The 23,271-nt window shown below is 58.1% G+C and carries 22 protein-coding genes; 7 read left to right on the plus strand and 15 right to left on the minus strand.

What is annotated here, in order from left to right:
* The first annotated feature begins 69 nt into the window (after nt 1–69).
* From ACRZ9U_RS04555 to ACRZ9U_RS04565, 3 genes are read left to right on the plus strand one after another with little or no spacing between them, the layout of a single operon-like run.
* Entirely contained in the window at nt 70–489 is a 420-nt protein-coding gene (locus tag ACRZ9U_RS04555; RefSeq protein ID WP_010438901.1) for a PaaI family thioesterase, read from the plus strand.
* Nucleotide 490: 1 nt separating this feature from the next.
* Nucleotides 491–1,009 carry a PaaI family thioesterase gene (locus ACRZ9U_RS04560; RefSeq protein WP_170401296.1) on the plus strand — a complete coding sequence of 173 codons (519 nt, stop codon included), beginning with the start codon at nt 491–493 and terminating at the stop codon, nt 1,007–1,009.
* 2 nt (nt 1,010–1,011) lie between these two features.
* Entirely contained in the window at nt 1,012–2,328 is a 1,317-nt protein-coding gene (locus ACRZ9U_RS04565) for an MATE family efflux transporter (protein ID WP_170401294.1), read from the plus strand.
* On the opposite strand, the gene arsC is transcribed toward ACRZ9U_RS04565, so the two are convergent.
* The 4 genes from arsC to ACRZ9U_RS04585 are packed head-to-tail and all read right to left on the minus strand — an operon-like array spanning nt 2,325 to nt 4,484.
* Nucleotides 2,325–2,666 carry an arsenate reductase (glutaredoxin) gene (gene arsC, locus ACRZ9U_RS04570; protein WP_170401292.1) on the minus strand — a complete coding sequence of 114 codons (342 nt, stop codon included), beginning with the start codon at nt 2,664–2,666 and terminating at the stop codon, nt 2,325–2,327. The two genes, ACRZ9U_RS04565 and arsC, sit on opposite strands and share 4 nt — an antisense overlap.
* Entirely contained in the window at nt 2,663–3,721 is a 1,059-nt protein-coding gene (locus ACRZ9U_RS04575) for a quinone-dependent dihydroorotate dehydrogenase (RefSeq protein ID WP_170401290.1), read from the minus strand. Before ACRZ9U_RS04575 ends, arsC begins: the two co-directional genes overlap by 4 nt.
* Nucleotides 3,718–4,149 carry a DUF1330 domain-containing protein gene (locus ACRZ9U_RS04580; protein ID WP_170401288.1) on the minus strand — a complete coding sequence of 144 codons (432 nt, stop codon included), beginning with the start codon at nt 4,147–4,149 and terminating at the stop codon, nt 3,718–3,720. Before ACRZ9U_RS04580 ends, ACRZ9U_RS04575 begins: the two co-directional genes overlap by 4 nt.
* On the minus strand, nt 4,146–4,484 hold the full coding sequence (locus ACRZ9U_RS04585) for a DUF952 domain-containing protein (protein WP_170401286.1): 339 nt from the start codon (nt 4,482–4,484) through the stop codon (nt 4,146–4,148). The genes ACRZ9U_RS04580 and ACRZ9U_RS04585 overlap by 4 nt, the downstream gene beginning before the upstream one ends.
* Nucleotides 4,485–4,592: 108 nt before the next feature.
* Here ACRZ9U_RS04585 and ACRZ9U_RS04590 point away from each other — a divergent pair, with 108 nt between their 5' ends.
* The gene (locus ACRZ9U_RS04590) at nt 4,593–6,176 is read left to right on the plus strand and encodes a bifunctional metallophosphatase/5'-nucleotidase (RefSeq protein ID WP_170401284.1); all 1,584 of its coding nucleotides are present in this window, start codon (nt 4,593–4,595) and stop codon (nt 6,174–6,176) included.
* A 53-nt stretch (nt 6,177–6,229) separates the two neighbouring features.
* Here the strand turns inward: ACRZ9U_RS04590 and ACRZ9U_RS04595 are convergent, their stop codons facing one another.
* Complete coding sequence (locus ACRZ9U_RS04595) at nt 6,230–7,882, minus strand: tetratricopeptide repeat-containing sulfotransferase family protein (RefSeq protein WP_170401282.1); 1,653 nt, start codon at nt 7,880–7,882, stop codon at nt 6,230–6,232.
* Nucleotides 7,883–8,033: 151 nt separating this feature from the next.
* Here ACRZ9U_RS04595 and mnmH point away from each other — a divergent pair, with 151 nt between their 5' ends.
* Nucleotides 8,034–9,086: a tRNA 2-selenouridine(34) synthase MnmH gene (gene mnmH / locus ACRZ9U_RS04600; RefSeq protein ID WP_170401280.1), complete on the plus strand. Its 1,053-nt coding sequence runs from the start codon at nt 8,034–8,036 to the stop codon at nt 9,084–9,086.
* Here the strand turns inward: mnmH and selD are convergent.
* From selD to ACRZ9U_RS04635, 7 genes are read right to left on the minus strand one after another with little or no spacing between them, the layout of a single operon-like run.
* A complete protein-coding gene (selD, locus tag ACRZ9U_RS04605; RefSeq protein ID WP_170401278.1) occupies nt 9,077–11,236 on the minus strand; it encodes a selenide, water dikinase SelD in 2,160 nt (719 codons plus the stop codon). The two genes, mnmH and selD, sit on opposite strands and share 10 nt — an antisense overlap.
* Nucleotides 11,237–11,241: 5 nt before the next feature.
* A complete protein-coding gene (locus ACRZ9U_RS04610; protein WP_170401276.1) occupies nt 11,242–11,628 on the minus strand; it encodes a Na+/H+ antiporter subunit G in 387 nt (128 codons plus the stop codon).
* Between the two features lie 7 nt (nt 11,629–11,635).
* Nucleotides 11,636–11,905, minus strand: a complete 270-nt coding sequence (locus tag ACRZ9U_RS04615) for a K+/H+ antiporter subunit F (protein ID WP_170391889.1) — start codon at nt 11,903–11,905, stop codon at nt 11,636–11,638.
* A complete protein-coding gene (locus ACRZ9U_RS04620; protein ID WP_170392908.1) occupies nt 11,902–12,399 on the minus strand; it encodes a Na+/H+ antiporter subunit E in 498 nt (165 codons plus the stop codon). The genes ACRZ9U_RS04615 and ACRZ9U_RS04620 overlap by 4 nt, the downstream gene beginning before the upstream one ends.
* Nucleotides 12,399–13,937: a monovalent cation/H+ antiporter subunit D gene (locus tag ACRZ9U_RS04625; RefSeq protein ID WP_170391887.1), complete on the minus strand. Its 1,539-nt coding sequence runs from the start codon at nt 13,935–13,937 to the stop codon at nt 12,399–12,401. Before ACRZ9U_RS04625 ends, ACRZ9U_RS04620 begins: the two co-directional genes overlap by 1 nt.
* Nucleotides 13,934–14,293, minus strand: coding sequence for a Na+/H+ antiporter subunit C (locus ACRZ9U_RS04630; RefSeq protein ID WP_170391885.1), 360 nt, complete (start codon nt 14,291–14,293; stop codon nt 13,934–13,936). The genes ACRZ9U_RS04625 and ACRZ9U_RS04630 overlap by 4 nt, the downstream gene beginning before the upstream one ends.
* Nucleotides 14,293–17,163, minus strand: a complete 2,871-nt coding sequence (locus ACRZ9U_RS04635; protein WP_170401275.1) for a monovalent cation/H+ antiporter subunit A — start codon at nt 17,161–17,163, stop codon at nt 14,293–14,295. The genes ACRZ9U_RS04630 and ACRZ9U_RS04635 overlap by 1 nt, the downstream gene beginning before the upstream one ends.
* Before the next feature lie 220 nt (nt 17,164–17,383).
* On the opposite strand from ACRZ9U_RS04635, the gene ACRZ9U_RS04640 reads away from it, so the two are divergent.
* Entirely contained in the window at nt 17,384–17,857 is a 474-nt protein-coding gene (locus ACRZ9U_RS04640; RefSeq protein ID WP_170401273.1) for a rhodanese-like domain-containing protein, read from the plus strand.
* Nucleotides 17,854–18,669 carry a PHB depolymerase family esterase gene (locus tag ACRZ9U_RS04645; protein WP_170401271.1) on the plus strand — a complete coding sequence of 272 codons (816 nt, stop codon included), beginning with the start codon at nt 17,854–17,856 and terminating at the stop codon, nt 18,667–18,669. Before ACRZ9U_RS04640 ends, ACRZ9U_RS04645 begins: the two co-directional genes overlap by 4 nt.
* On the opposite strand, the gene mdoH is transcribed toward ACRZ9U_RS04645, so the two are convergent.
* From mdoH to ACRZ9U_RS04660, 3 genes are read right to left on the minus strand one after another with little or no spacing between them, the layout of a single operon-like run.
* Nucleotides 18,670–20,541 carry a glucans biosynthesis glucosyltransferase MdoH gene (gene mdoH, locus ACRZ9U_RS04650; protein WP_170401269.1) on the minus strand — a complete coding sequence of 624 codons (1,872 nt, stop codon included), beginning with the start codon at nt 20,539–20,541 and terminating at the stop codon, nt 18,670–18,672.
* On the minus strand, nt 20,538–22,037 hold the full coding sequence (locus tag ACRZ9U_RS04655; protein WP_170401267.1) for a glucan biosynthesis protein G: 1,500 nt from the start codon (nt 22,035–22,037) through the stop codon (nt 20,538–20,540). Before ACRZ9U_RS04655 ends, mdoH begins: the two co-directional genes overlap by 4 nt.
* Nucleotides 22,034–23,251, minus strand: coding sequence for an OpgC domain-containing protein (locus ACRZ9U_RS04660; protein WP_170401265.1), 1,218 nt, complete (start codon nt 23,249–23,251; stop codon nt 22,034–22,036). Before ACRZ9U_RS04660 ends, ACRZ9U_RS04655 begins: the two co-directional genes overlap by 4 nt.
* Between the last annotated feature and the right edge of the window lie 20 nt (nt 23,252–23,271).

Consider the following 23,271-nt stretch of genomic DNA (forward strand, 5'->3'; position numbering starts at 1 on the left):
CAGGTGGGCTTGCCCTTGGTGTAAACGCAGGCCCATAAAGGGGCAGGTACAAGGACAGGACCCAACCCCATGGTCGATAAGACAGTTTTAGCGCGCCAGTTCATCGAGGCGATTCCGCACGCCAAGGCCTTGGGGCTTGATCTGACCCACATCGGAGAGGGTGAGGCTGAAATCTCGATGCCCTATAACGAGCAACTGATCGGCGACCCTCGGACTGGCGTGATCCATGGCGGGGCTGTGTCGGCCATGCTGGATACCTGTTGCGGTGCCGCAGTGATGAGCCACCCCTCGGCCCCGGGAGGAACCGCCACCATCGATCTGCGTATTGATTACATGCGGGCCGCAACGCCGGGTCAAAGTATCCGGACCCGCGCGACCTGCTATCACATCACGCGCAACGTGGCTTTTGTGCGGGCGACGGCGACGGATGATGACAGCGACCGTCCCGTTGCCACCGCTTCAGGTGCCTTCACCGTGGAGGGTCGCTAAGATGGCAAGACCTCGCCCCGAACCCATGCAGGTGGTCAAGCAACGCCGTGATGCCGCTCTGACCGCGCTGGTCGAAGGTGTGCCGTATGTACAGTTCCTCAATATAACATTCGACCGGCGGGGGGACGAACTGACAGGCGTTCTGAATTTCGATGAGAAGTTGATCGGTAATCCTTTTCTGCCCGCTATCCACGGTGGGGTGACAGCGGCGTTTCTGGAAGTCACTGCCGTAATCACGCTGAGTTGGGAACATATGTTTCCCAGGATTGAAAGCGGTGAGATCGGTGCGGAAGACATCTTGACTGACGTGAATATCCGCTTTCCCAAAACCATCGACTTCACGGTCGACTACCTGCGGTCGGGCCTGCCGCGAGACGCCTATGCGCGCGCTTTCATCAACCGCTCGGGTCGACGTTATGCCTCTGTCCGGGTCGAAGCCTGGCAAGACAATCACGCCAAACTCTTTGCGCAAGGTACGGGGCACTTCCTGATGCCGCAATCTCCGACATCGAAAGACTAAAGATGGAGGACGCCTCAGCGCCCATTACCCATAGGCGCGTCCTGAAAATCGCGTTGCCGATCGTGCTGTCGAACGCGACCGTACCGATCCTCGGGGCAGTGGATACCGGCGTTGTCGGTCAGATGGGGCAGGCCGCCCCCATCGGGGCTGTGGGTATGGGTGCGGTGATCCTGTCGGCGATCTACTGGATATTCGGCTTTCTGCGGATGGGCACCACCGGGCTGGCGGCACAGGCGCGCGGTGCAGGTGACACTGCAGAAACCGGAGCGTTGCTCATGCGAGGCTTGCTGCTGGGCGGAACAGCAGGATTGGTCTTCATTGCCGCGCAGGTTTGGGTATTCCTTGGAGCTTTTGCACTGTCGCCCGCCAGCGCCGAAGTCGAGTCTCTGACGCGCGCCTATCTGGAGATTCGCATCTGGGGCGCTCCGGCCACGATTGCCCTTTACGCGGTGACAGGCTGGCTGATCGCAGTCGAACGCACGCGCGGCGTGTTCATCCTGCAGATTTGGATGAACGGGCTGAATATTGTGCTCGACCTGTGGTTTGTGCTTGGCTTTGGCTGGGGTGTCGAAGGCGTTGCAATTGCGACACTGATCGCCGAGTGGACGGGGCTTGCGTTGGGCTTGTGGCTCTGTGGTGATGCGTTTGGTGGAAATCAATGGCGGGATTGGCCGCGTATCTTTGATGCCGCCCGGCTGCGCCGGATGATGCAGGTGAATGGCGATATCATGGTGCGCTCGGTTCTATTGACCGGGGCATTCACCACGTTTTTGTTTGTCGGTTCCGACCTGGGCGACGTGAATTTGGCGGCCAATCAGGTGCTGTTGCAGTTTCTCGAAATCACTGCCTTTGCTTTGGACGGCTTTGCCTTTTCGGCTGAAGCGCTTGTCGGTGGAGCCGTCGGCGCGCGCGACCGCCGCAAGGTCCGGCGCGCATCAGTCATGGCCTCGCAATGGGGCGTTGGCGGAGCCATCGGGCTAGGGCTGGTGTTTTATCTGGCAGGGCCGGCGCTGATCGATCTGATGTCAACATCGCCCGAGGTTCGGGCGACGGCACGCGAATATCTGATCTGGGCCGCTCTGGCACCGGTCATCGGAGTGGCAAGCTGGATGTTCGACGGCATCTATATCGGGGCCACCTGGACCCGCGATATGCGCAACGCGATGATCCAGTCGGTCGCGCTATATGTGGTGGCGTTGTTCGTGCTGGTGCCGATGATGGGCAATCATGGGCTTTGGGCCGCGCTGATGGTCTTGAACATCGCGCGGGGCCTTACGCTTGGTTGGCGCTATCCTCGACTCGAGGCACAGATCGCTTAAAGCAAGTCCAGCAGGTTTTCTGGCGGGCGTCCGATGGCGGCTTTGTCGCCCGCGATGGCCAGCGGACGCTCGATCAGGATCGGGTGGTTGGCCATGGCCTGAATAAGCTCCTCATCGGGCGTGGTTTTGGTCAAACCCAGCTCTTTGAACGTCTTCTCTCCGGTGCGCATCATGCTGATCGCCGGGATATTCAGCTTGGCCAGAACCGTCCGGATTTCATCAGCCGAGGGCGCGTCTTCAAGATATTTGCGCACCTCAGGCTGTGCACCGTTTTCCCGCAGCAATGCCAACCCCGAGCGGGACTTGGAGCAGCGCGGGTTGTGCCAATATTCGATCATAGCCAGTCCTCTCGTTTGCTGCCCACGGCCTGCGCGACCGAATCGAAGCCGTCGCGTGCCAGTAGGGTGTCCAACCCCTGCGCGATTTCAGCGGCCAGAGAAATCCCTCCATAGACCATCGCCGTGTAGAACTGCACTGCGGACGCTCCGGCGCAGATCTTGGCATAGGCCTGTTCTGCCGTGCTGATGCCGCCGACCCCGATCAGCGGGATATCTGCGCCCGTCAACTGGCTGAGCTGCGCCAGCACCCGCGTCGATTTCTCGAATAACGGCGCGCCGGACAGGCCTCCGGCCTGATCCTTGTGCGCACTGCGCAGGCCATCGCGCGACAGCGTGGTGTTGGTGGCGATCACCGCGTCCACGCCGGTTTCACGGGCGACAGCGGCGATATCCTGCAATTCGTGCTCAGTTAGATCCGGGGCGATCTTCAGGAAGATCGGGATCGGGCGGGGCAGGGCGTTTCGGGTTTCGATCACACCGCTCAGCAACGCGCTCAGCGCCGCTTTGCCCTGCAGGTCCCGCAGCTTTTCGGTATTAGGAGAGGACACGTTGACGGTGGCAAAGTCCAAATGCGCAGCGCAATGGGCAAGCACTTTTGCGAAGTCTCCGGGGCGATCATCACTGTCTTTGTTGGCCCCAAGGTTCAACCCGATCACCGCGTCCTTTGGACGCCGCGCCAGACGCGCGGCCATGACCTCCATTCCCTCGTTGTTGAAGCCAAAGCGGTTGATGGCGGCGCGATCTTCGGTCAGGCGGAACAAGCGCGGTTTAGGATTGCCGGGCTGCGGACGGGGTGTCACCGCCCCGACTTCGATAAACCCGAACCCGGCACGCGAAAGCGGCAACAGTGCTTCACCATTTTTGTCAAACCCTGCGGCCAGTCCGACGGGGTTGGGCAAATCCAGACCCGCGACTCGGGTCTTCAGCCGGTCCGATGTGACCGCCCCAGGCGTCGGTGCAAGTCCCGAGGTCAGGGCCTTGATCGAAAGCCCATGCGCGGTTTCCGGGTCAAGACGGTGCAGCGCAGCGAGCCCAAGTTTTTCGGTCAGTTTCATCCGAAGGAATCTCCACCCTCTGTCGGCGCGCAACATATCAGGCGCGAGGTTTCAACGGCGGCCTGCCGGTGTATCACCGCGGCGCGATAGGCAGGGTCGGTCACCATCTCAAGAAATGCGTGGGCGGTGGGGTAGCGGGCGATGAACACAGCATCCCAAGCCTCATTTTGTGGACCGATCAGCATAGTCTGAAATGCGCCGCGCCAAAGGATCGACGCTCCTATGCGGGCGACGATAGGCGCGGTTTCAGACCCGTAGTTGCCATAGGCCTGTGCGCCGGTCAGATGTGCGCCGGCCAGTGCGTGATCGGACGGATACTGAGCTGTTTCGCGAAACTTCACCAGATTGAGCATCTCGATAGGATGGTCTCGATCGAGGGCCTTAAACGCCTCGAACTGTTCGCGTTCGGGATCGATGAAGCGGGTCATTCCATCTCCTGCGGGAACTGGTGCGCCTGACCGTCAAAGGGCAGATCGCGTGACCAGACCACATCCGACATTTTAATCTGGCGGTAGAGATGGGGGAACAATGCGCCACCACGCGAAACCTCCCATTTCAGATCATCGCCCATTGCTTGGCTATCACAGGCCAAGAGGGTCAGGCCCTCGATCCCGGCAAAGTGCTTGGCAGCGGTTTCAGCGGCCTGTTCTGCGGTTGAGAAATGAACATATCCATCCGACACATCAATCGGTGCACCATCCGAAGCCCCTTGTGCCTGCAGGTTTGCCCATTCATCGGCGCGGAAGATCTTGTAAATCAGCATGAAGTCCTGATGCCCCGCGCGACGGGTAGAATCAAGCCGGATTTCCCCCTTTGACTCTTCGCCACGCAACGCGCACCATCGCGCAAAACAATCATAGGGAGTTTCACGATGTTCACCCGTTTTCTGGCTTCGGCTGCGGTATTGGCACTCAGCGCCGGTATGGCGGCTGCCGAATACAAGCTTACGATTCTGCACACGAACGACATTCACAGCCGCATCGAGTCGATCAACAAATACGACTCGACCTGCGACGCGGAAGGTGAGGCCGAGGGCAAGTGCTTTGGCGGCGTCGCGCGCCTGAAGACCATGGTGGACTCAAAGCGTGGCGAACTGGCAGATGAAAATGTCCTGCTGCTGGACGCTGGTGATCCGTTCCAGGGTTCGTTGTTCTACACCACCTACAAGGGTGCAGCCGAAGCCGAGTTTATGGAGGCGATCGGCTACGACGTTATGGCGGTTGGCAACCACGAATTCGACGACGGCCCTGCGGGCTTGGCCGCATTTGTTGACACAGTCAGTTTCCCGGTGATTTCGGGCAATCTGGACCTGTCATCTTCGGCGGAACTGAAAGGCAAAGTGGATAACCACGTCGTATTGGATGTTGGCGGCCAGAAAGTTGGCATCATCTCTGCTCTGGCCACGGATACCGTGGAAACTTCGAGCCCCGGCAAAGATGTCGTCTTTCAGGATGAGATCGAAAGCCTTCAGGCCGATGTGGCTGCCCTGCAGGACGAGGGTGTGAACATCATCATCGCGCTGACCCATGTGGGTCTGCCCAAAGATATCGAGATCGCCGAGAAAGTGCCGGGTCTGGATCTGGTGGTCGGCGGTCACTCGCACACATTGCTGTCGAACACGGATGAGGACGCCGCAGGCGCATATCCGACCATGGTTGGCGACGTTCCGGTCGTTCAGGCTTATGCCTATTCAAAATACCTGGGTGAGATCACGCTGACCTTCGACGATGACGGCAACCTGATTTCGGCAGAGGGTGAGCCGATTCTGCTGGACGCCTCGGTCACGCCGGACGCGGATATCGCGGCGCGCGTTGCCGAAATGGGTGCCCCGATTGAAGAGATGAAACAGCGCGTGGTGGCCAATTCTGGCGCAACCATCGAAGGCTCGCGTGATGTTTGCCGTGTGCAGGAATGCGAAATGGGCAATCTAGTCGCGGATGCCATGCTTGCCCGTGTGGCGGATCAGGGCGCTCAGATCGCGATCGCCAACGCGGGTGGGCTGCGTGCCTCGATCGATGAAGGCGAAGTGACCATGGGTGAGGTGCTGACGGTTCTGCCGTTCCAGAACACGCTCTCGACTTTCGAGATCAGCGGTCAGGGTGTCATCGACGCGCTTGAAAATGGGGTGAGCCAAGTTGAAGAGGTCAAAGGCCGCTTCCCTCAGGTGGCAGGAATGACATTTACCTGGGATCCATCGGTTGCCCCGAATGAGGGCCGGATTGTTGAGGTCATGGTCGCCAAGGATGGCGGTTTCGAAGCTATTGATCCCGCGGCGACATATCTGGTGGTGACAAACAACTATGTCCGCAATGGCGGCGATGGTTATTCTGTGTTCTCGGGTGATGACAAGAACGCCTATGATTTCGGGCCTGATCTGGCGGATGTTACGGCGGAGTATCTAGCCGAGAACGCCCCGTATCAGCCTTATTTGGACGGGCGCATCAAACAGAAGTGATGTGACCGGAGAAGCAAAAAAAGGCCGTCTCTCGGGGCGGCCTTTTTTTTTGGTCAATCGAACCTGTATTCGGGCCACAACGCCTGATCCAGCCCATCCAACATCGGCTGAATTTGATCCGCAACCTCTTGCCAGCCACCAATTGACCCGGTTGAGATTTTCTTGCGCACCTGATCGGTGCTGGCGGTGCGGACTTTCATGGTATTTTTCTCAGGGGTCATCATCCGCTCATCCCAGTCGATACCGCAGAAGGCGGCGACTTGCTGGATACAGGTTTTGGGGTCGACTACCAGGTCCTCATATCGAACCGTCAGAATACGATCACCGAACAGCTTTTCCCAATGAGAAAGATAGCACCGGTACAGGTTGGCTGAGTGGGCAATCGATTCAAGATTGGATGCATAGCGCATACCCGGTGAGTGAAAACGCCTGATCCATTTTGATAGCCCCACATCCCTTGGATCGCGCAACATGTTGATCACGCGGGCATTCGGGAACGCTGACATTATGAAGCCGAGCCGCTGATAGTTATGTGGCATCTTGTCAACGAATGCAGTCGAACTTTCGGGTAAGGGTGGCATCAGCCTGCGAAACTCTGCTGCACATTCAGCAGCTGCGTCTGCGTCAAATGGTTTGCCGCTCTCTCTGACCTTCTGGGATAATTCACCTGCAATCGTCAGCTCTCCGCAGCCGGCGATATCCGGTGCCGAACTAAGCATCATTTCCATCAGTGTTGTGCCTGATCGTGGCTGTCCGACCACGAATATCGGCTTGGGCCCATCGCTTACGCCTGCAGTCGCAGGAGGTACATTCAGGGGAAAAAACGTGCTGATTTCTTTGAACCGTTTCTCTTCTTGCGTGCTGTCATACGGATTCACGTTGTGTTGAATGGCATTGGCCCGCGCAAAGTGGGGGAGCGCCGAGAACAGCCCATCACGTTTGGAGATCAAGTGCGCCTTTGCGAATTCAAGCACCGAGTTGGCGTGATCACTTTCTGAAATTGCGGTGTCGACAGCACGCGCAAGGCTCTCGGCATGGTCATTGTCCACCATTAGAGACATTTGGTAGAGCGCCGCCGCGCAAAACTTGTTTCTCTCGAGTACAGCGCGCAAAATGGTTTTTGAGCACTCTTTGTCGCCCGATTGATACAAGTCTACGGCTTTTGACAATGCGATTTTTTCATTTTCAGGTGCGATCCCATAAGCGCGGGCAATGTCCTGAGAGCTGTGATCGGAGAACCCGACCTCTCCGTAGGCGCGGGCCCGCAACCAAAGCAAATCTGCATTGTCAGGGTCTTTTTCCAGTTTTTTCGTCGTATGGTCGATGATCAGGCGCCAATTCTGTCCCTTGAGTTGAATTTCATCAATCACGCGGACCAGTTCTTTGTTATTCGGGAAGCGTTCAAGTTTCTGCTCGGCATAAGACAGCGCACGCGGAATTTGACCTGTCTGCATTAACGCGTTGGCGAGGTTTTCGACAAATTGAGCATCGTCCGGTTTCATTCGCGATGCTTCAGCGAAGTGTGGAATGGATTGCTTGTACCGCTTCATCTCGGTCAGGACAAAGCCTGCGATTGCTTGGTAATCGGCATCCTTGGGGTGTTTCTTGATGCCAAGCTGCGCTTTTTTCAAGGCCTGCGGCAACTTCCCTGTCTCCAGATCGGCCAATGCTTTGCTCTTGAGGGAATTTGCGGTCTGCTGTGCCATTTGTGCGCACGTCCCATGCCAATAAGAAACCAGTATCGATGGTTCATTACCCAAGCGAAGATGGTTTGCAATGGCTGTTCCGTATTATGGTTTGGTACCTTCAACAGCGGCTTGGGTTTTCTTCCGGCACCATGCGGGATAGACCGTTGATATGGTTTTGAAAGTCTCCAGCCTGCAGCAATTCTACAACCACACGTTTGATACGATTATCGACGTGCGTAGCCCGGCTGAGTTCGCCGAAGACCATATGCCGGGCGCTATCAATCTGCCGGTTCTGAACAATGAAGAACGGGCACGGGTCGGTACTATCTACGTCCAGCAAAGCCCGTTTCTGGCCCGCAAGCTGGGTGCTGCGCTGGTGTTTCGCAACGCGGCAGGCCATATCGAGGATCACCTGAGCCATCATGAGGGCGACTGGAAACCGCTGGTCTATTGCTGGCGTGGCGGGCAGCGATCAGGATCATTTACCTGGATGTTGCAACAAATCGGCTGGCGCGCCGAGGTGGTTGAAGGCGGCTATCGCAGCTATCGCCGACTGGTAAAGCAGTTCCTCTATGATGAAGTGTTGCCATATCGATTGGTCGCGCTGGATGGTTATACCGGGACGGCCAAGACAGACCTGTTGGGCCATCTAAAGGCGCAAGGCGCGCAAGTGCTGGACCTTGAAGGGCTGGCCAATCACCGAGGCTCATTGTTGGGCGAAATGCCGGGTGGGCAACCCAGTCAGAAAGCCTTTGAATCCGCGCTTGCCGCTTCCTTGGGCGAGCTGGATGCAGCGCGTCCGGTGGTTGTTGAAGCAGAATCATCCAAGATCGGAAACCTGATGCTCCCGCCCAGCCTGTGGTCGGCCTTGTGTTCTGCACCTCGCATCCAGATCACAGCACCGATTGCTGCGCGCACCGCGTATCTGGTGTCTGCCTACGATGACATTCTGTCGGATAGCGAACGGCTACGTGATCGATTGTCTCCACTGCGCATTCATCGCGGTCATGAGGTTGTGGATGGTTGGCTGGAATTGATCAATGCCGGCGACAAGCGTGGACTGACACAGGCATTGATGGAACAGCATTACGACCCGGCCTATGCCAAATCGCGTAAGGCGCAGCGTGCCGAAGTGATCGCGCAGATTGAGGCACCGTCACTTGATGATACCGGGCTGTCGGCGACGGTGGCTCGGATCAAGAATGTTCTGGATCAGCTTTGAACACGCAGGCCTGGTGCCGCGTCGATGTGACCAATCAAGGCGGCAGGGTAACCGGCGGCGCGTAGTCCCGAGCATACTTGCTCGGCTTCGTTGGCATCGACGGCCGCCAAGAGACCTCCCGCAGTCTGAGGATCGAATAACAAATCCGCCTTGCCGCCGGTCGGAAGGCCTGGGGCGATGGCACGGTTGTCGGTGTAGATTGTAGATCGAATGCCCTGATCACTGAGCTCTGCCGCACCTTCCAGAGCTGGAACCGCGTCCAAAGACAGCGTTGCCCCGCAGCCTGACGCTTCACATATCCCATGCAAATGACCCGCCAGACCAAAACCGGTGACATCCGTCATCGCATGGGCATTTTTCAGGATGCGGGACGCCTCACCCTGCGGCTGTATCATTTGCGCGAAAGCTGCCACGACCCAGGCGCCTTCCGCCTTGCCCGCCATTTCGGCCGCCATCAAAACACCGCTGCCCAACGGCTTTGTCAGGATCAAAGCGTCATTAGGTTTTGCGCCACCCAGCGTGATCGGTTCAGCATCACAGAGCCCGGTCAGAGTGAACCCGATGGTCATTTCGTCACCCATTGAGCTATGGCCGCCGACGATCTCAGCCCCGGCTTGGTGCATGACGTCGCTGGCAATATGCATGATCTCAGCCATTGTGCGCTGCTGCAACTCAGCTGACATGCGCGGCAGGATGATCGTTGCTGTCGCAGCCTGCGGACGAGCGCCCATTGCCCAGATATCACCAAGCGCGTGGACAGCGGCGATACGCGTCATCAAGGCGGGATCGTTGGTGAAGCTGCGTAAGTGATCCGATGTCATAACCTGTCGCGTGCCACCGGTTAGCAGCACCGCCGCATCGTCACCGGGCAGGGGTGTAATGTCGGGCCTGTCGAGCTGCGGCAACTCCTGCAATGCGGCCTGCAAAGCGCCTCGACCCACCTTTGCACCACACCCGCCGCACATTGGTTTTTCTCCCAACGCCTCTTGCAGCCCTGCTGCGTGATGACGGGGCAATGCGGTGGTGGGCATTTGGGGCAGTTCACGGAACCGGTACATGAACTTCTGATCGATATGGTTTTTCCATTGCCACATGAGCGGCCCGCTGAATGATGTTCCCAATCGCTCGGCCAGTGCGGATTTTCCACCCAGAGAGATGAGTTTCAGGTAATCCTTCTGCGGCACGTAACGCCGCATATTCCCAGACCCTAGCGCGGCGCGCAAATTGTCATACAATATTGGTGCCTCGCGCACTGCGTAGACCCCTGCCTTGGGGCGCGGGTTCTCGGACAGATGGGCGCAATCTCCCGCGGCGAAAATCGCCGGATCGCTGGATTGCAGGGACGCGTTCACTTTGATGAAACCGTCATGCAGCGCGAGGCCGGTATTGGATATCCACTCATAGGGCCGCGCGCCTGCAGCACCGGTGATGAAATCGGCTGGTATCTGGCGACCGTCCGTTAGCTCGATTTCGCCCGCAGAAATCTTCTGGATTGATGTGTTTTCCAGAACTTCGATCCCCAGGTGCGCCATCGCCTGCCGGATGGTGGCGGATGCCTTCGGGACAGTCGCTGTCAGGGCCGTTGCACTGTCGATCAAAGTAACCTGCGCTTCACGTCCTTTGGAACGCAGTGCATGGGCCATCGCCATGACTAGCTCTACTCCCGCAACGCCACCACCGATCACGGCGACCGAGGCGCGGCCCGTCCCTGAAAGATAGCTTTGCCATTGCGCGGCGAAGAGGCCGAGCGGCTTGGCCGGAACGGCATGCTCGGCGAATCCCGGCAATGCTGGCATATCCGAGGTGATCCCGACATTGACCGAGGCCACATCAAACGCCACCGGCGGGCGTCCGGGCACATGGATTTGGCGTGTGTCCGGGTCGATACCTTCAACTGCGCCCAGTATCACCCGCGCACCGGCAAAGCGGGCCAGACGCACCAAATCAATATCAAGCTCCCACCGCTGATAGTGACCAGCGACAAATCCTGGCAACATGCCCGAATAGGGTGCGGTGGGACCGGGGTTTATCACCGTAACCCGCGCGCCGGACAGTGGTTTCATACCCCATTTGCGCAGCAGTAGCGCGTGCGTGTGTCCTCCGCCTATCAGAACCAGATCGCGGGTTAGGGGCAGCAGAGGTTTGTGCATAGGTCTCAGTTCGTACTGTGGTCCGGGACGTCCTCGACCTGTTCGACCGCGTGGGTGGCCCAAAGCTCATCCTCGCCTGCGTCTGGTAGATCACTGGGTTTTTCATGGCGATGAATGTGCCATTTGGCAATGAACAGGGCCGTGATCGGGGCCGTCAGGAACAGAAAGAGCGTGATCAACAACTCGTGCATCGACAGTTTGCCCTCAAGCAAAACCGAATGCGCGATCGAGGCCAGTAGGACGCCGCCCACGCCCAGCGTAGTTGCCTTGGTGGGTGCGTGCAGGCGGGACATGGGGTCTTTCAGCTTGATCATGCCGAATGATCCGACAAAGCCGAAAATGCCCGATACGATCAGGAAGAATGCGATGAGCAGTTCGAAGATAAAGGTCATGCCACGCTCATTCGATGATATTGCCACGCAGCATAAAGCGCGCATAAGCCACGGTTGAGACAAAGCCGAGCATGGCGATGATCATGGCGGATTCAAAGAAGATTTCGGTCTCGATACTCAAGCCGTAAAGGATAAGCAGAGCGATGGTGTTGATCACCATTGTATCTAGGGCCAGAACACGGGTACCGACACCGTCGGCAGTAATGATACGCCACAAGCACATCATGATCGCAGCGCCGAAGCAGGCAAAAGCAAAGTAGATCGCATAGGTGATCATTCGAAAATCTCCTTCAGGCGGCGCTCATAGCGTTGTTTGATCTGGTCGCGCACCTCTTCGGGGTTCGGTGCATCCAGACAATGAACCAGCAGGTAGTGCCCTTGTGCGGACAAATCGCAGCTGACGGTGCCGGGGGTCATGGTGATGGTTCCGGCCAGAACTGTGATGGCCTCGGGCGTGCGCAGTTCCAGCGGGACGCTGACAAAGCTTGGCTGGCGGTCTGCGTCGCGTTTGAACAGGATGATCCGGGCCACCGCGATATTGGCCATCACGATATCCCATAAGACAACCAACATGTATTCCGCCACCATCGGCCAATTGCGCAGTTTCGGGCGATCCGGCCAATAGGGCTGAGTGATAAACGGAATGATGATGCCCAGTAGCAGGCCAAAGACCACCGAGTTCAAAGACCCGGTGTTTGCCAGAAACACCCACACCAGTGTAAGTAGTGCGGTCAGATGGGGATGCGGAAATATACGGTGCAGAAGCTTCATCATTCTTCCCCTCCCAGCACGGCCGAAATGTAATCTTCCGGCGCGAACAGTTGCACGGCCGTGTTGCTGGCATATTGCAACGCCGGACCTGCAAATAGCGTCAGCAGCACAAGACCCAGAACCGCCCCGAACACCGAAGTAAAGGCGAGGCCCGGATAGGGCTCGGGCGCGGTTGGTAGGCCGGCTTCTTCGGTTGGCTCAGGCGTCACATTATGTTGGGCGTCGTGACTTTTCCAGAAGATCAGCGTTCCCGCGCGGGCCAGACCCACGATTGTGACGAACGACCCGATCAAGATCACGGCCCAAACCGCATTTGCATCGGGCGCGCCACGTGAGGCGTCCAGTACCAGCAGCTTGCCCACAAAGCCCGATAGTGGCGGCATGCCAGCCATCGCGATGGCGCCGACAAAGAACAGGGCTGAGATCAGACCGGATTGCGGCATCGGCGTCGAAGGGGCTATGGCTCCGCCACGGCGCTCCATTACCATGTCCGCGACAAGGAACAGCAGGGCCGTCGCCAGCGTTGAATGGAAGATATAGTAGAGTGCTGCCGCCGTCGCGGCCTCGCTAAACAACGAGATCGCAATCAGCAATGTGCCCATCGATGCGATGGCGCAAAAGGCCACCATTCGCGCGATATGTTGCGAGCCCAGAATGCCAATAGCGCCAACGGCCAATGTCAGCAGCGCTGCAGGTTGTAGCCAACTACCGACTAGCCCTTCGGTTGCGGCTACATTGGGCCCAAAGACCAGTGTATAGACCCGCAGGATCGAATAAGCACCGACTTTGGTCATGATCGCGAACAGCGCCGCAACGGGCAGCGGCGCATTTGCGTAGCTTGCAGGAAGCCAGAAATGCAGTGGCAACACTGCGGCCTTGATACAGAAAACCAGTAATAGCAAGACTGCTCCAACCCGCAGCAAGGCGGTGTCTTCGGGTGGGATATCGGCCACGCGAACGGCCAGATCAGCCATGTTGAGCGTGCCGGTCACAGCATAAATCGTACCCAATGCAAACAGGAACAAGGTCGAGCCGAGCAGGTTATAGGCGACGTACTGAACCCCGGCCTTCAACCGCACTGCGCCACCTGCATGCGTCATGAGGCCGTAAGAGGCAATCAGCAGGACCTCGAAAAACACAAAGAGGTTGAAGGCGTCGCCGGTGAGAAAAGCACCGCAGACACCCATTAGCTGAAAATGGAGTAGAGCATGGAAGTGTTTGCCTCTCTCATCCCAGCCAGAGCCGATGGCATAAAGGACAACCGGCAGGGCCAGCAGGGCCGTCAACAACACCATCATGGCCGAAAGTTTGTCCAACACCATTACGATGCCGAACGGTGCGGGCCAGTTGCCGAGCTCATAGACCTGAACCTCGCCACCCGATGCCTGGGCGGTAATGGTCAAGGCGATACCCAGCAATCCCACGACGCCGGCGACCGAGAAGATGCGTTGAAGGTCCAAATGATATCGCAACACCATAATGATAAACGGGGCCAGGATCGCGGGCAGGACGATCGGCGCGACGATCCAATGGTTCATGCGTCTTCTCCCGGCGCGTCCACGCTATCGCTTGCGCTCATATCGATATGGTCATCCTTCGAGGACAGATAGGCGGACAGCGAAATCATCACGATCACCGCCGTCATCCCGAATGAGATCACGATGGCCGTCAACACCAGCGCCTGCGGTAGCGGGTCGGTATAGGGGACATCTTCATATTTGTTCAGAACGGCAGGTGCGTTCAGCGCCAGCCGCCCGGTGGCGAATAGGAACACGTTCACCGCATAGGTGATCAGGGACAGGCCCAGAATGACTGGGAATGTACGACGGCGCAGGATCAGAAATATCCCGGCGGCGGTCATGACGCCTACGGCAGAGGCTACGAGCGCTTCCATCAGGCCTGCTCCTTCTCGTTATCTTCATCCTGAGGGCTATCCCGCAGCGGGTTGATATCCATCGGGAATTCTTGTGCCATTCCCGGCTGCCACGCGAAGCGCGACAGGCTGTCGAGCGCCAGCATCACAGCGCCCAGTACCGCAAGGAAGACGCCGGTATCGAACAGAATCGCGGTTGCCCATTCGAATTCTTCTAGCGGGGGCCAGTGGATATAGCCGAAATCGCTGGTCAGGAATGGGCGTTCATTGAACCATGCGCCCAAACCGGTGGCAGCAGCGATCAATACGCCCCAGCCGATGGTGCCGTGATAATAGAATCTCTGCCGTTCAATCGCCCAGGTATAGCCGCTGGCCATGTACTGCATCAGGAAGGCGATCGCGACGATGAGGCCTGCGATGAAGCCGCCGCCGGGCTGGTTGTGGCCTCGGAAGAAGATATAGGCCCCGACCATCAATGCGATGGGCATCATCACGCGGGTGACGACCACCATCATCAATGGGTGAGAGTCACCCGACTGCGGCCAATGTGGTTTACGGTTCAGCAGGTAACTGCGCACATTGGTGCTTAGCACTGCTTCGGTCAGGGCGTAGATGATCAGGGCTGCGATGCCCAGCACGATGATCTCGCCAAAGGTATCAAAACCCCGGAAGTCGACGAGGATCACGTTCACGACGTTGGTGCCACCGCCACCTTTGTACGAATTGGCCAGATGGAATTCCGAGATCGTTGGGAAAGCAAAATCCCGCATCATCAGCGCATAGATCAAAGCGCCTGAGCCGATCCCGGCAACCACCGAAATTGCCGCATCACGCCAACGCCGTGCCGCGCTGCTGTCCCAGGGTGTGTCGGTCGGCAGAAAGTTCAGCGACAACAACAGCAGGATCATCGTCACCACTTCGACCGAAATCTGTGTCAGCGCCAGATCGGGGGCAGAAAGGTAGTTGAATGCCATCGAAACGATCAGGCCAACCACCCCGATCAACACCAGTGACAGCAGACGGTTGCGGTGGAACCACATGATCGCCAGCGTCGCACCCACCAGACAGATCCAGCCGATGATCGGGATGACCTGAGCCTCAAGCGGTACGCGTGTTTCAACGCCAATGGTGCCGGTGGTGTAGGCGTAGTAGCCAAGCCCAACGACAAAAGCCACGAAGATGATCGCATACCGGCTGAGCACACCATTATGCAGCTCGTCCGTAATCCAGCGGCTGAGACGGGTCAGCGCGTCGATGATTGCCTCGAAGATCACCTTTGCCTCGGGCCGGGGCAGGGCGTTCCATATCTGGTCGCCGCGTTTGTGCAACGACAGCAGGAACAGGCCTCCCAGCGTCGCGACCACCGACATATAAAGCGCAGGTGTAAAGCCGTGCCACAGTTTCAGCGAGTAATAAGGCAGCTTCTCGCCCCCGATCACCGCGCTGGAGACAACCGCGACAAGCGGGCCAACAATGGCTGCGGAATAAAGACCGATCAGGACGACCAGCACCACAAGGAACGCCGGCGCCAACCAAAGACCGACAGGCGGGTCATGCGGATGCGCGGGGTAATCGTCTCGCTCGGGCCCAAGGAAGACATGGCTGACAAAGCGAAAGGAGTAGGCCGCTGAAAATAGCGCAGCCAAAAGCGCCAAGCCGGGTACCAAGTAAGGTGAGTTAAGCCAAGTCGTGTGGACTGTCTCTTCCAGCATCATCTCTTTCGAGAGGAAACCATTCAGCGGTGGCAGACCGGCCATCGACAGGGCAGCGATTGTGCCGATAGTAAACGTGATCGGCATCAGATGCCGCAAACCACCCAGCCGTTTGACATCGCGTGTGCCGGTCTCGTGGTCCACGATCCCGGCGGTCATGAACAAGGCCGCCTTGAACGTCGCGTGGTTGATGATGTGGAAGACGGCTGCAACAGCGGCGATCGTCGTGCCAAAGCCCAGTAGCATCGTCACGAGACCCAGATGGGACACCGTCGAAAACGCCAACAGCGCCTTTAGGTCATCCTTGAACAGCGCAATCACGGCACCCAGCAGCATGGTGATCAAACCGGTAGTGGCGACGATGTAGAACCACGCATCCGTACCCGCCAGAACCGGCCACATCCGGGCCATCAGGAACAGGCCTGCCTTCACCATTGTGGCCGAGTGCAGATAGGCCGACACTGGCGTCGGAGCCGCCATCGCGTGCGGCAGCCAGAAATGGAACGGGAATTGCGCCGATTTGGTGAAACAGCCAAGCAAGATCAGGATCAGCGCAGGAAGGTAGTACGGCGAGGACTGGATCAGCTCTTTGTTCTGCAGAATGACACTCAGGTCATAAGATCCCACGATATTGCCGAGGATAAGCATCCCTGCGATCATCGCCAGCCCGCCCGAACCGGTCACGGCCAAAGCCATACGCGCGCCTTGACGACCCTCGGGCAAGTGCTTCCAGTAACCAATCAGCAAGAATGAACTGAGCGACGTAAGTTCCCAGAATATTAGCAGAAGCAGGATATTGTCGGACAGAACAATTCCCACCATCGCGCCCTGAAACAGCAGCAGATAGGTATAGAACTGCCCCATCGGATCCTCGCGCGACAAGTAGAATCGTGCGTAGAGGATGATCAGAAGACCGATGCCCAGGATCAGCAGGGCGAACAAAAAACCCAGACCGTCCAGCATGAAGTTCGCGTTTAGTCCAAGCCCGGGTATCCAGTCGAACCGCGCGGTCACAACATCACCGCGCATGACGCTGGGAATGTGGATCAGCAATCCCATCAACGCGAGGAAGGTGGTCAACCCAGCCGCTGATGCTGCTGCGTTTCGTCCTGCCCGAATAAGGAGGGCCGGAAAGACAGCTCCGAGGAAGGGAAGGGCCGCGATAAGGAATAGGGACAAGTGCGATACTCCGGTCTGTGCGGTCAATATGACTGAATTACTAGGGATAATTTATTGACTGTCCGGAAATTGCAAGGTTCCGAAAGGTCCTAAAGCGCACATATTGGACGTGATCCACCTGTGTAACTATGACGCGAACTTGATCTGAGGGTTGGATTTCCTGAAAGCGTCGCGAATTGCCATATGATAATACCGATCTGACAATGCAGGAGAGTGCCGCATGGCGGAAGGGAAACGCCGAACCCGCAGATGGGTCCTATTGGGCGGAGGGGCCGCCATTGCAGCGGGTTTCGCAATCCGCGAATACCGGCTGATCCCGCAGGCCTATGCTGGTGGTCAGATTGCGGCGGCCACAGCCCATCAACAGGCTCTCGACGGCGCGATCCATCTTATCGATATCCGAACTCCACGCGAATGGCGGGCGACCGGGGTCGCCGAAGCGGCCCACCCGCTCGACATGCGCCGTGAGGATTTCGTGCAGGCCTTGGATCACCTGCTCGGGGGGGACCGATCTGCACCTGTCGCACTGATCTGTGCACGCGGGGTGCGCTCGGCACGATTAAGCAATCGACTGACCGAGGCTGGATTTACCAATATCATCGACGTGCCCGAGGGCATGCTGGGTTCGGCGGCCGGGCCCGGTTGGGTGCGGGCTGGGTTGCCTGTCAACGATTATGAAGAGGAAACGGGATGAGTGTCAGACACTGGTTGGCCGCGTGCTTTGTTTTTGCCGGGCAACCCGGCCTTGCGGCTTGTGGCGATACCGAGGGGATGTGCGAAACCGCATCAGGCGGATATTACATCGAACTGCCGAAAGCGGAGAACCCTCCGCTGGTTGTGTTCCTGCACGGCTATGGCGGCAGCGCCACCGGTACGCTCAAGAACCGATCCATGGTCGAGCCACTGCTGGCGCGCGGCTACGCGGTGATGGCACCGGAAGGGTCCGAGAGAAACGGCCGAAAAAGCTGGAACTTCTTTCCCGGTTGGGAAGGTCGGGATGAACCCGCGTTTCTTCGTGAAGTAGTGCAGGACGCTGCCGACCGGTTTGATATCGACCCGGATCGCGTGGTGCTGGGCGGCTTCTCGGCTGGCGCGTTCATGGTTTATTACCTCGCCTGCGCTGCGCCGGATTCATTTTCTGCTTATGTCCCGGTTTCAGGCGGGTTCTGGCGGCCACATCCCGAAAGCTGTGATGGTCAGGTACGCATGTTCCACACCCATGGTTGGACGGACAATGTGGTGCCGCTGGAGGGCCGCCTTTTGGGCGGAGGCCGTTTCCACCAGGGCGATATCTTTGCCGGATTGGAAATCTGGCGGGTCGCCAATGAGTGTGCCGATACCAAGCCCAGCGGGTTTTCTACCACGCGCCAGTTTATGCGTCGCAACTGGATGGGGTGTGCCGAAGGTAGCGCCTTGGAATTTGCTCTGTTCCCGGGCGGCCATACGGTGCCAAACGGCTGGGCCGATATGATGGTAGACTGGTACGAGGGCCTGCCCGGCGGGTGATCATTCCGCCGGTGTGACCACGCCCTTGCCTTCGATCAATCGCTTCAACTCATCGCGATAGCGCCGGGCCGAGCGCGTAATTGCAGGCTCACTGACATCTTCGCGCATACCAACCATACGGCGCGCGGTGCCTGCCGATACGCCGCTGAGCGCAGACAGTGGGATCGCCAGTGCCAGGCTGATCGCAATCGGGGCCAGCCAGACCGAGACCAGACCGGCGAGTATGCCAACGCTAAGCGCACCGCCAATGATAGTCTCTAGGCTATGGCACAGGATCAGCGTGCGCAGCCCGTAGCTGCCACCATCGCGCGCTTGCGGGGACCAGCCCTTTTGAATGCCCAACGCGGTGCGGAACACTGCAATCATCTGCTGCACCATCAGAATCGGGGCATAGAGGATCGACAGGATGACTTCAGACAGAAATGAAGTGAAGAATTTCCGCGTTCCGCCGAAATCGGAATAGCGCACACCGCTGAGGGGCAGGGCAGCGACGCCCAAAACCTTGGGTGCCAATAGCATCGCATACATCACCAGAATGATCAGCACATGGCGTGTTTCGGACATTTCTGGCCATTGCGGGAACAGCGGATTGTCCGGGCTGAAGTAATGCAGGACCGAGGCGTCCTTGCCCTGACCGATCAAGGCCCACATCACCAAAAGTGCGAACCATAGCGGCGACATCAGATATCCGACCGCTCCGTGGAACATATGGAACCGCGAGACTGCGCGGAAGCCGGTTGAACCCAGCAGTTTCAGGTGCTGCAGGTTGCCCTGACACCAGCGGCGATCGCGCATTGCGTGGTCAATGAGGGTGGGGGGCGTTTCTTCATATGATCCTCGTATGCGCGGCAGAAAGCGCACGGCCCATCCGGCGCGGCGCAGCAATCCGGCCTCGACGAAATCGTGGCTCATGATCAGCTTGTCTTGTCCGTTGAGCGACCGCAACTTGGGCAGACCTGCGCTAGAAGCAAATGCACAGGTGCGAATGATGGCGTTGTGGCCCCAATAATTGCCTTCTTGCCCGCACCAGCGCGCGAGGCCTTCGGCAAAGGCGATACCATAGACGCCGTTGGCAAACTGCTGCATCCGGGCAAAGACCGATTGCGCGCCAATCAGCTGCGGATAGCTTTGGATAAGGCCTGCACCGGGATCGCGCGCCAGCGCATCTGTCAGGCGCGAGATCGCGCGACCCGTCATCAGGCTGTCGGCATCCAACACCAACATCGCATCCCAGTCCGCGCCCCAGCGGCTGACCCAATCGGCAATATTACCGACCTTGCGATCCGTATTCTGGGGGCGGCGGCGGTAATAGAGTTCAAGCCCCGGTGCCAGCGTGGTCCGCAACGCCTCAACGCTGGCCTGTTCCTGCGCGGCGATCTCGGGGTCGCGCGTGTCGGATAAAATGAACATGGCATAGTGGTGCTGACCACCGCGTTTCTGCAGGTCTTCCAGCATCGTACGGGCGTTCCCCAGCACGTTCCACGGCACCTCGTTATAGACAGGCGTCAACAGCGCCACGCGCAACGGTTGCGAGCCTCCTTCACGCTTTGGCTGCTCTTGCCGGGACAGCGAGACCATGCCAAGCAGTACGGTACAGACCGTGAAGGAAATCCAGAAGAAATTGAACGAGATTAGCGTCAGCAGGATACCTTCGACCAGATTGATCCCTTCGGCGCTGAACCAGTCGGACATGACCCAGAGCAGACCCAAAGCCGCCGCCATGGCAGGTGAGAAGACCAGCGCGCGCCAGAACCCGACAGAGGGATTTCGACCCCCGGCAGGTACCTGCGCATCGCGGAATCCCTGCGCAAAGTTCTGCGCTGGCATCGCCAGAGGGGCCTCGGGCGGCATGATATGAAGATCGCGGTTCATATGGTCCAACGGTAAAGCCAGACTTCAGAGGCTGGTTGTTTGTCTTTCAGCAACTGCGCGCGCAGTTCCACGTGGTTGCGTTCGCCTGGTTCGAATGAGAACGCCAGCCGCAACCCGCCCGTGTCTGGGTTACGCTGCAGAACGCCTTCTGAAGTTTCGGCATGGGGCGAGTCGACAAACACCGTGATGGCCTCGGGATCGTCAAGCAGCTCACTGGCTTCGAAATCAATCACAGCCAAACGGCCCTCGCCGAACGTGTTGTCGCCCATCGCAGTGTTGATCACGCGGGCCATAGGGGTGTGCTGCGGTTCCTCGCCCCAGATCAGGCGATAGGACAGATCAATCTGGCTGCCTGCGGCGTAGGGTTCCATCGGGCGCCAATAGGCGACGATGTTGTCATAAATCTCCTGATCCGCCGGGATTTCAACAAGCGTGACGGTGCCTTTACCCCAGTCTTCGCTGGGTTCGACCCACAAGCTTGGGCGTTTGTGATAATTGGCTTCAAGATCCGCATAGTCCGAGAACTTGCGCTTGCGTTGCATCAGACCAAAGCCGCGGGGGTTTGTGTCGACAAAAGACGAGATCTGCAGGCGAGTCGGGTTCGCAAGCGGGCGCCACAGAACCTCTCCTGCGCCGTTGCGGATCATCAACCCGTCACTGTCGTGCACTGCGGGGCGAAAATCATCGAAACGGCTGTGATTGGTCTGATCGAACAGGAACATAGATGTGCCGGGCGCGATGCCGACATGGGGCAGTTCGGTACGTGGGAACAGGGTGGCTTCAATATCCATCACGCAATCTGAACCGGCAGTAACGTGGAAGCGGTAGGCCCCTGTAACGCTTGGGCTGTCCATGAGCGCATGAACGACCATGTTACGTTGATCCGGTTCTGGACGCTCCAACCAGAAACGAATGAATTCGGGGAATTCCTCGCCATCCGGGTCGCCGGTCTTCAAGGCGAGCCCTCTGGCCGAAAGGCCATAGACTTCGTGCAAACCGATGGCGCGGAAATAGCTGGCCCCTTGCCAAACGCAGAACTCGTCTGTCTCGCCAGGGCGGTGCATCTCAGTACGCAGGCGTAGACCTGAAAAGCCCAGCGTGTCGTCAATGGGCAGCTCAGGTACGTCTTCAGACTTATCGAACATGGCTAGATCAAAGGCGACCGGCTTGGTCATACCGTCCTCGACGGTCGATACTTTCACTGTGCGTGGAAAATACAGGCCCGGCGTGAAAAAATCGACGTTGAAGGGCGTCTCGGTCTCGTACCAGAGCGCGCGATCCAGCCGGAACCGGATTGAACGGTATTGCTGATACGTCAGGTCCTGCCACTCCTGCGGAACCATCTCACGCTCGGCATAATCACGGCTGGCCAGGTCGCGGGCCATTGCGATGACGTCGTCTCGGCTGAACGGGGTCTCTCCACCTGTGGCATATGCCGCCGGGGCGAAGGCCAGAGCGGTTGATGAGGCGAGAAAAGCGCGACGTGTAAAGTTCATTTCTTTGATTTCCAAGGTTGTGACTTGAACCAGGCGGCCAGATAAGCCACGCCGATGATCATGGCAAAGCCAATCATGTTGGCGATGAACACACTGGCAACATCCCGCCCACTCAGGTCCAGTCCGACGCCGATAAGTCGTGCTGCTGCCATAGAAAATACGAACACCGCGAGCGATTGCTGACCCACTTTGGTGATGATCGTCAGCAGGAACTGCCAGACTTTTGCAGCTGCCCCCTGACCGGTCGCTATCAGGCGGTGGCCGTGCTCACCAGCGATAACCCAACCCAGATAGGCAAGCGACAGGAAATGCAGATATCGGAATAGACCAAAGTCGGTCTTGTCGCGAAATTCTTTGGTCACTGGCCAGACCTTGCGAATCTCATCAGCCAGATCAGGGGCTGCTGCATTGATCCAAGTGAATACCTTCCACGAGCCGAACGGCATCGAGAAGATCAAAAACAATGCTGCTGCCCAGATCAGAGTTTTCGACACCGGCGGCGCTGGAATCCAACCTCGCATGAACGCAAAGCCGGTGAAGAACAGCAATTGCCACCCGAATGGGTTGAAGAACCACTGGCGCTCTGACCAGGGCTCGGCTGGCAGGTCAAGGTAGTCTAATTGTGCTACGAGCCAGATCGTGACCGAGGCCATGGCGACCGCCCAGAATCCGATACGATATAGCCCCATAAATAGGGGCATCATCGCCAGTACCACCAGATACATCGGTAGAATATCGAAGTAGTTCGGCACATAGGTCAGGGTGAACAGTCCGACGATCTGTGACGCCGGATCGTTGAAGAAATGCTGTAGATTGAGAGAGGAGATATAGTTTTTCTCGAACAGCCCACTCTGGTTCAGGGCCGCCATTGTCATCGCGACAAAGAAGAACAGGCAGATATGCGCCCAGTAGACCTGCCAGATGCGAAAGCTCACGCGTGCGGTGCCCATCCACCAGCCTTTGCGCATGAACGCCCCCCCAAAAGCAATTGCCGAAGCCATGCCTGAACAGAATACGAAGATCTCGGTTGCGTCCGAAAAGCCAAAGCGGGCAGGTATCCATTTGGCCCACGGATCGTTCGGAATATGGGCAATCAGGATGATGAACATCGCGATGCCGCGATAGAAATCCAACCGCGGATCGCGCGTAGCGGCGGGGGCGGCGACCTGAGACGCCACCGGAGCAAAATCAGAAGCGGGCGATGCGGTCGCCATACGGTTTCTGTCCTTCTTGG

The organism is Ruegeria sp. D7 (assembly GCF_056534355.1).

What these genes read in the sequence shown, in the direction of transcription:
- ACRZ9U_RS04555 (WP_010438901.1), top strand. Translation starts at nt 70, where the DNA reads ATGGTCGATAAGACAGTTTTAGCGCGCCAGTTCATCGAGGCGATTCCG.
- ACRZ9U_RS04560 (WP_170401296.1), top strand. Translation starts at nt 491, where the DNA reads ATGGCAAGACCTCGCCCCGAACCCATGCAGGTGGTCAAGCAACGCCGT.
- ACRZ9U_RS04565 (WP_170401294.1), top strand. Translation starts at nt 1,012, where the DNA reads ATGGAGGACGCCTCAGCGCCCATTACCCATAGGCGCGTCCTGAAAATC.
- arsC (WP_170401292.1), bottom strand. Translation starts at nt 2,666, where the DNA reads ATGATCGAATATTGGCACAACCCGCGCTGCTCCAAGTCCCGCTCGGGG.
- ACRZ9U_RS04575 (WP_170401290.1), bottom strand. Translation starts at nt 3,721, where the DNA reads ATGAAACTGACCGAAAAACTTGGGCTCGCTGCGCTGCACCGTCTTGAC.
- ACRZ9U_RS04580 (WP_170401288.1), bottom strand. Translation starts at nt 4,149, where the DNA reads ATGACCCGCTTCATCGATCCCGAACGCGAACAGTTCGAGGCGTTTAAG.
- ACRZ9U_RS04585 (WP_170401286.1), bottom strand. Translation starts at nt 4,484, where the DNA reads ATGCTGATTTACAAGATCTTCCGCGCCGATGAATGGGCAAACCTGCAG.
- ACRZ9U_RS04590 (WP_170401284.1), top strand. Translation starts at nt 4,593, where the DNA reads ATGTTCACCCGTTTTCTGGCTTCGGCTGCGGTATTGGCACTCAGCGCC.
- ACRZ9U_RS04595 (WP_170401282.1), bottom strand. Translation starts at nt 7,882, where the DNA reads ATGGCACAGCAGACCGCAAATTCCCTCAAGAGCAAAGCATTGGCCGAT.
- mnmH (WP_170401280.1), top strand. Translation starts at nt 8,034, where the DNA reads ATGGTTTTGAAAGTCTCCAGCCTGCAGCAATTCTACAACCACACGTTT.
- selD (WP_170401278.1), bottom strand. Translation starts at nt 11,236, where the DNA reads ATGCACAAACCTCTGCTGCCCCTAACCCGCGATCTGGTTCTGATAGGC.
- ACRZ9U_RS04610 (WP_170401276.1), bottom strand. Translation starts at nt 11,628, where the DNA reads ATGACCTTTATCTTCGAACTGCTCATCGCATTCTTCCTGATCGTATCG.
- ACRZ9U_RS04615 (WP_170391889.1), bottom strand. Translation starts at nt 11,905, where the DNA reads ATGATCACCTATGCGATCTACTTTGCTTTTGCCTGCTTCGGCGCTGCG.
- ACRZ9U_RS04620 (WP_170392908.1), bottom strand. Translation starts at nt 12,399, where the DNA reads ATGAAGCTTCTGCACCGTATATTTCCGCATCCCCATCTGACCGCACTA.
- ACRZ9U_RS04625 (WP_170391887.1), bottom strand. Translation starts at nt 13,937, where the DNA reads ATGAACCATTGGATCGTCGCGCCGATCGTCCTGCCCGCGATCCTGGCC.
- ACRZ9U_RS04630 (WP_170391885.1), bottom strand. Translation starts at nt 14,293, where the DNA reads ATGGAAGCGCTCGTAGCCTCTGCCGTAGGCGTCATGACCGCCGCCGGG.
- ACRZ9U_RS04640 (WP_170401273.1), top strand. Translation starts at nt 17,384, where the DNA reads ATGGCGGAAGGGAAACGCCGAACCCGCAGATGGGTCCTATTGGGCGGA.
- ACRZ9U_RS04645 (WP_170401271.1), top strand. Translation starts at nt 17,854, where the DNA reads ATGAGTGTCAGACACTGGTTGGCCGCGTGCTTTGTTTTTGCCGGGCAA.
- mdoH (WP_170401269.1), bottom strand. Translation starts at nt 20,541, where the DNA reads ATGAACCGCGATCTTCATATCATGCCGCCCGAGGCCCCTCTGGCGATG.
- ACRZ9U_RS04655 (WP_170401267.1), bottom strand. Translation starts at nt 22,037, where the DNA reads ATGAACTTTACACGTCGCGCTTTTCTCGCCTCATCAACCGCTCTGGCC.
- ACRZ9U_RS04660 (WP_170401265.1), bottom strand. Translation starts at nt 23,251, where the DNA reads ATGGCGACCGCATCGCCCGCTTCTGATTTTGCTCCGGTGGCGTCTCAG.